Annotated in this window: 1 protein-coding gene; it reads left to right on the forward strand. The window is 76.7% G+C overall.

Annotated elements, in window-relative coordinates:
* Positions 1 to 916 (forward strand): glycosyltransferase family 4 protein (locus HW445_RS32480; protein ID WP_180224324.1); only part of this gene is annotated, 916 nt, incomplete at its 5' end.
* Positions 917 to 1,021: the final 105 nt, after the last annotated feature.

Genomic DNA, 1,021 nt, shown 5'->3' on the forward strand with positions numbered 1-1,021 from the left:
CACCCGCAAGGCCGTCGGCCTGCTGCGGGAGCACGGCTGCACCTCGGTGTGGTTCGGCGCCGCGGCGCCGCTGGGGCTGATGGCGCCGGCCCTGCGGAAGGCGGGCGCGACCCGGCTGGTGGCCACCACCCACGGTCACGAGGCGGGCTGGGCGCAGCTTCCCGCCGCGCGGCAGCTGCTGCGGCGGATCGGTGAGTCGACCGACGTCATCACCTACCTGGGCGAGTACACCCGTTCCCGGATCGCGGACGCGCTGACGCCCGGTGCGGCGGCGCGGATGGTGCAGCTTCCGCCGGGGGTGGACGAGAAGACGTTCCACCCGGGTTCGGGCGGCGACCGGGTACGCGCCCGGCTGGGGCTCACCGACCGGCCGGTGGTGGTCTGCGTGTCGCGGCTGGTGCCCCGCAAGGGGCAGGACACCTTGATCCGGGCGATGCCGCGGATCCTGGCCGCCGAGCCGGACGCGGTGCTGCTGGTCGTCGGCGGCGGCCCCTACGAGAAGGACCTGCGGCGGCTGGCCCGGGAGACCGGGGTGGAGCGGTCGGTGGTGTTCACCGGTCCGGTGCCGTGGTCGGAACTCCCGGCGCACTACGGGGCGGGCGACGTCTTCGCGATGCCCTGCCGCACCCGGCGGGGCGGGCTGGACGTGGAAGGGCTGGGCATCGTCTACCTGGAGGCGTCCGCGACGGGCCTGCCGGTGGTGGCGGGCGACTCCGGCGGCGCGCCGGACGCGGTCCTCGACGGGGAGACCGGCTGGGTGGTCCGCGGCGGCTCGCCCGCGGACGCCGCGGAGCGGATCGTGACCCTGCTGGGGGACGCGGAGCTGCGCCGCCGGATGGGTGAGCGGGGCCGCGCCTGGGTCGAGGAGCGGTGGCGGTGGGACCTGCTCGCCGACCGGCTGCGCGAGCTGCTCTGACGGTGGTTCAGCGGGCGCCGAGTTCCTCGCGGAGCTCCGCCCGCCAGAGGGCGGTGAACGCGGCCCGGTCCATGCCGAGGACGTCCCGCAGGGCGGCCTCCTCGC

The sequence above is a fragment of the Streptomyces sp. UH6 genome (assembly GCF_013421635.1).
Taxonomy (GTDB): Bacteria; Actinomycetota; Actinomycetes; order Streptomycetales; family Streptomycetaceae; genus Streptomyces; species Streptomyces abyssomicinicus.